The organism is Erwinia sp., from assembly GCF_031978025.1.
Classification (GTDB): Bacteria; Pseudomonadota; Gammaproteobacteria; order Enterobacterales; family Enterobacteriaceae; genus Erwinia.
Window position 1 is genome coordinate 1 of the sequence record NZ_DALZCD010000276.1, and the last position, 5,661, is coordinate 5,661.

General features: G+C 57.4%; 4 protein-coding genes. 2 read left to right on the forward strand and 2 right to left on the reverse strand.

Annotated features, from left to right (window positions below):
• Positions 1–1,440 (reverse strand): L-arabinose isomerase (araA, locus tag RTK32_RS18055; RefSeq protein ID WP_312046411.1); only part of this gene is annotated, 1,440 nt, incomplete at its 3' end.
• 9 nt (positions 1,441–1,449) lie between these two features.
• Positions 1,450–3,132: a ribulokinase gene (locus RTK32_RS18060; RefSeq protein ID WP_312046413.1), complete on the reverse strand. Its 1,683-nt coding sequence runs from the start codon at positions 3,130–3,132 to the stop codon at positions 1,450–1,452.
• Positions 3,133–3,485: 353 nt separating this feature from the next.
• On the opposite strand from RTK32_RS18060, the gene RTK32_RS18065 reads away from it, so the two are divergent.
• Together RTK32_RS18065 and RTK32_RS18070 are read left to right on the forward strand one after the other, a co-directional pair.
• Positions 3,486–4,469 (forward strand): arabinose ABC transporter substrate-binding protein, encoded by a 984-nt coding sequence (locus RTK32_RS18065; protein WP_312046415.1) that lies wholly within the window; start codon positions 3,486–3,488, stop codon positions 4,467–4,469.
• A 46-nt stretch (positions 4,470–4,515) separates the two neighbouring features.
• A partial coding sequence (locus tag RTK32_RS18070) for an ATP-binding cassette domain-containing protein (RefSeq protein ID WP_312046417.1) occupies positions 4,516–5,661 on the forward strand: 1,146 nt, incomplete at its 3' end.

Here is a 5,661-nt window from a genome sequence, read left to right on the forward strand (position 1 = left end):
GGTTTCTTCGTCAATCACCAGCACCTCCATACCGTGCATCTCGCCGTACTGGCGCATATCTTCTACCGTCAGCGCCTGGCTGAACACCGTATGGTGTGCACCGCCGCCAAGGATCCAGGTCTCCGAGGCTGTCGCCAGCGAAGGCTGCGCACGCCACAGTGCACGTGCCACCGGCAGTTTAGGCAGCGGCTTTGGCTGTTCCACGGCATCGACTACGTTAACCAGCAGGCGAAAACGGTCGCCCATATCGATGACGCTGGCGTTAACCGCGCGGCCGGCCGGCGTGGAGAAAATCATACGGGCCGGATCGGCCTTACCGCCAATACCCAGATACTGCACGTCAATCAGAGGACGCGCTTCTTTGGCAATGGATGGGCAGACCTCCAGCATATGCGATCCCAGCACCAGCTCGTTGCCCGGCGAGAAGTGATAGGTGTAATCCTCCATAAAGGAGGTGCCGCCAGGCAGGCCGGTCGCCATCACTTTAAAAATGTGCAGCAGCGCGGCGGTTTTCCAGTCGCCTTCGCCTGCAAAACCGTAGCCCTGAGCCATCAGGCGCTGTACCGCCAGGCCCGGCAGCTGGGTCATGCCGTGCAGCGTCTGGAAATTGGTGGTGAACGCCATGCAGCCTTCGGTCTGCAGGAAGCTTTTGATCCCCAGTTCAATACGCGCCGCATCCAGCACATTCTGTCGCTTCTCGCCGTTAGCCGCGGCCGCTGGCGTAAAGTCATACAGGCTTTCGTATTCGTCAATCAGCGCATTCACGTCGCCATCGCTAACACCGTTAATCACCTCTACCAGATCACCTACGCCCCAGCCGTTTACCGAGTAGCCAAACTGGATCTGCGCCGCGACCTTATCGCCTTCCGTTACCGCCACTTCGCGCATATTGTCGCCAAAGCGTGCCACCTTAAGCTGCGCGCTGGCCTGCTTAGCAGCAGCGGCACGCATCCATTTGCCGATGCGTTCCTGTGCGGTTTTATCCTGCCAGTGACCGGTGATCACGCTGTGCGGCAGACGCATGCGCGCGCCGATAAAGCCGAACTCGCGGCCACCGTGCGCGGTCTGGTTCAGGTTCATAAAGTCCATATCCATACTGTCCCACGGGATCTCCGCGTTAAACTGGGTATGGAACTGCAGCAGCGGCTTGTTCAGCACCGACAGGCCACCAATCCACATTTTGGCGGGCGAAAAGGTGTGCAGCCAGGTAATGATGCCTAAACAGTCATCGGCGTAGTTTGCCTCGCGACAAAGCGCCAGCGCCTCGTCTGGGCTTTTCACCAGCGGCTTGAGCTGCAGGCGAAACGGCAGGTTGCCGTCGCGGTTAAGCCCGTCCACTACCTGCTGAGCATGATGCTCCACCTGACGCAGCGTCTCACTGCCGTAAAGGTGCTGTGTACCAATAACAAACCAGACGCTGAGTGCATTAAGCTGAGCCATACTTTCTCCTTAACTATTGAGCTGGCGCGGGGCGAACAGGGGTTCGGCCACGTCGCACCATTGAAGGTAACGCTGATAAAGCTGCTGATAGCGGTCGACGCGGCTGGCGTCGGGTTGCAGCGTAGTCGCAATGGGACTGGCCATTTTTTGCTGGGCCGCAGGCACGTCCGGGTAGACACCGGCAGCCACGGCGGCAAAAATCGCCGCGCCCAGCGCGCAGCATTCGTCCGAGGCGACGATATCAAGCGGTCGGTTCATGACGTCGCAGCAGACCTGCATAATGGCCGGGGATTTTCGGGCGATACCGCCAAGCGTGAGAATGTTTTCTACCGGAATATCCTGGCGTTCAAAGCATTCCATAATGGCGCGTGCACCGAAGGCGGTCGCGGCGATAAAACCGCCAAACAGCGTGGCCGCATCGGTCCCCAGATTGAGATCGGTAATCACGCCTTTCAGGCGCTGATTGGCGAAGGGTGTACGGCGGCCGTTGAACCAGTCCAGCACTACCGGCAGATGGTCCAGCTGAGGATCGGCGGCCCAGGCCTGGGTTAACTCGTTGAGCAGATTTTTCTGTACCTGTGCCAGCTCGGCCTGAAGATGCGGATGTTTTTCAGCGGCCTGAACGAGTGGCCAGCTGAGCAGGCGGCTGAACCAGGCGTACATATCGCCAAACGCCGACTGGCCCGCTTCCAGCCCAATCATATTCGGCACCACGCTGCCGTTAACCTGGCCGCAGATGCCATCAATGGCGCGGTCGCCAACGCGTTCCACATCGGCGATCAGAATGTCGCAGGTTGAGGTGCCAATCACTTTCACCAGCGTATAAGGCGTGGCGCCCGCGCCGACGGCACCCATATGACAGTCGAACTCGCCGCCAGAAATCATGACGCCAGCCGGCACACCAAGCCGCGTTGCCCATTCCGCCGTAATCTGACCCACGGGTACTTCAGCGGTCCAGGTTTCGCTAAACATCGGAGTATCCAGATGCTCCGTCAGCAGGGGATCGAGCGCATTAAAGAAGTCCGCGCCCGGTAACCCGCCCCAGGCAGGATGCCACAGCGATTTGTGACCGGCGGCGCAGCGCCCACGGCGGATGGCCTCCGGCGCGCTCGTGCCGCTGAGCAGGGCCGGTACCCAGTCGCACAGTTCCACCCAGGCTACCGCCGCTTCGCGCACCGCTTTGTCTTCCCGGCTGACGTGCAGGATTTTTGCCCAGAACCACTCCGAAGAGTAGGTGCCGCCAATAAAGCGCGCGTAGTCTTCGAACTGTCCACTGTGGCACAGCGCGGTAATTTCTTCCGCTTCCTTAATGGCCGTGTGGTCTTTCCACAACACAAACATAGCGTTAGGGTTTTCGGCAAACTCGGGGCGGAGTGCCAGCACGTTGCCATCGCGATCGATGGGGGCCGGGGTGGAGCCGGTGGAATCAACGCCGATGCCGACAATATTCTGGCGCTGGTCAGGGGTTAACTTAGTGACAACGTCACGAATGGCCTGTTCAAAGGCATCAATATAGTCCTGCGGATGGTGACGAAACTGATTGATGCGGCTCTGACTGTAAAGACCTGCCTGCCAGCGCGGATAGGCGACGACTCCGGTTTGCAGCTCTTTACCGCTTACACACTCTACTGCCAGCGCGCGTACGGAATCACTACCAAAGTCCAGACCGATTGTAATGGCGTCCAACTGCATTTTTCTCTCCGGGCGGTCAATGAATACGATATGACTACCCTAAGAAATCGCGCGGCAGGCGGATAGGCTGAGGGCCGCTGCAAATATGCACTTTTCTGTCGTCGCGCAGCGTTTTGTGACCCACTTCAAATCTTTGGTTTGCGTTAATTTTGCTAAATATATGGATCAATCAGCTAAAAGCTCAGGGTGTGATAGCGCTCTCCCTTTCCAGGCATCTTTACCATTACAACTAGCGCTTATCGGCGTGTGTTTTATGCGGTAATGCCGAATACGCTGGCGTTTCAACGTTCCAGGACTGAATTGATACCGTTTACATTAAACCGCCAAAAGCGGGCACTGAGCCGGAGAGCCTCATGCACAAATTTACTCAGGCGTTAGCCATCGCTGGCCTCGCCGCCGTTATGTCACATTCAGCTATCGCTGACACCATGAAACTGGGATTTTTAGTTAAACAGCCGGAAGAGCCCTGGTTTCAGACCGAATGGAAGTTCGCCGACAAGGCGGGCAAAGATCTGGGCTTTGAAGTCATTAAAATCGCCGTGCCCGACGGGGAAAAAACCCTTAACGCTATCGACAGCCTGGCCGCAAGCGGTGCGAAAGGCTTCGTTATCTGTACGCCGGATCCCAAACTTGGCTCCGCCATTGTGGCGAAGGCGCGCAGTTACGATTTAAAAGTCATCGCCGTGGACGATCAGTTCGTCACGGCAAAAGGCAAGCCGATGGATACGGTGCCGCTGGTGATGATGGCCGCGACCAAAATCGGCGAACGTCAGGGCCAGGAACTCTATAAAGAGATGAAAAAACGCGGCTGGGACGCAAAAGAAACAGGCGTAATGGCGATTACGGCAGACGAGCTGGACACGGCGCGTCGCCGCACCAGCGGGTCGCTGGATGCCCTGAAGGCGGAAGGTTTCCCGGTCGCGCAGATTTATAAAGTTCCTACCAAGTCCAACGATATCCCTGGCGCTTTTGACGCCGGTAACTCGCTGCTGGTGCAGCACCCGGAAGTGAAACACTGGTTGATTGTCGGCATGAACGATAACACCGTGCTGGGCGGCGTGCGCGCTACCGAAGGCCAGGGCTTTAAAGCACCGGATGTGATCGGTATCGGCATTAACGGCGTGGACGCGATAAGCGAACTCTCCAAAGGTAAGGCGACCGGCTTCTTCGGTTCGCTGCTGCCAAGCCCGGACGTACACGGCTATAAAAGTATCCAGATGCTTCATGATTGGGTAACGAAAGACGCCGAGCCGCCGAAGTTTACCGAAGTCACCGACGTGGTGCTGATTACCCGTGAAAACTTTAAAACCGAACTGGCTAAAAAAGGCCTGATGTAATCGGACGGGGGCCGCATAGCGGCCCCCGGAACCCTTATAGCGAGGAATGACCATGCCATCCCCGTATCTGAGCTTTCACAATATTGGCAAAACCTTTCCGGGCGTCAAAGCGCTGACGGATATCAGTTTCGACTGTGCGGCAGGCCAGGTGCACGCCCTGATGGGTGAAAACGGCGCGGGCAAATCGACGCTGCTGAAAATCCTGAGCGGCAGCTATCAGCCAACCAGTGGCGAAATCCGCCTGAAAGGCCAGCCGGTCAATTTTACCAATACGCTCGACGCGCTTAACGCAGGCGTGGCAATTATCTATCAGGAACTGCATCTGGTGCCGGAAATGTCGGTGGCGGAGAACATCTATCTTGGTCAGCTGCCGCATCGCGCGGGCTTTGTTAATCGTTCGCTGCTGCGTTACGAAGCCGGACTGCAGCTTAAAAATTTAGGGATGGATATCGATCCTGATACGCCGCTGAAATCGCTGTCGCTTGGCCAGTGGCAGATGGTGGAAATTGCCAAGGCGCTGGCGAGAAACGCCAAAGTCATCGCCTTTGACGAGCCAACCAGTTCGCTCTCCGCCCGTGAAATCGAGCATCTGTTCCGGGTGATCCGGCAGCTGCGCGACGAGGGCAAAGTCGTGCTTTATGTGTCGCACCGTATGGAAGAGATTTTTGCGCTCAGCGACGCGATTACCGTCTTTAAAGACGGGCGCTATGTACGTACTTTTCAGGATGTCGCTGCTACCAGCCACGATGAGCTGGTGCAGGCCATGGTCGGTCGCGAGATTGGGGATATTTATGGCTACACGCCGCGTAAAACTGGCGAGGTGCGCCTCAAGCTGGAAAATGTGCAGGCCAAAGGGGTGCGTACGCCGATCTCGCTGGAGGTACGCGCAGGTGAAATCGTCGGGTTGTTTGGCCTGGTGGGTGCCGGTCGCAGCGAGTTGCTGAAAGGGCTGTTTGGCGGCACGCGCATCAGCAGCGGCGAAGTGCAGCTTGATGGCAAATCGCTGACTATTCGTGAACCGTCTGACGCTATCCGCGCCGGCATCCTGCTTTGTCCGGAAGATCGCAAGGCGGACGGCATCATTGCGGTGCATTCCGTTCGCGACAATATCAATATCAGCGCGCGGCGCAACAACCTGACCGCAGGCTGTCTGATCGACAACCAGTGGGAAAGTAAAAACGCCGCCAGCCAT

Coding starts and splice junctions, on each gene's coding strand:
- RTK32_RS18060 (WP_312046413.1), bottom strand. CDS start 3,132: ATGCAGTTGGACGCCATTACAATCGGTCTGGACTTTGGTAGTGATTCC.
- RTK32_RS18065 (WP_312046415.1), top strand. CDS start 3,486: ATGCACAAATTTACTCAGGCGTTAGCCATCGCTGGCCTCGCCGCCGTT.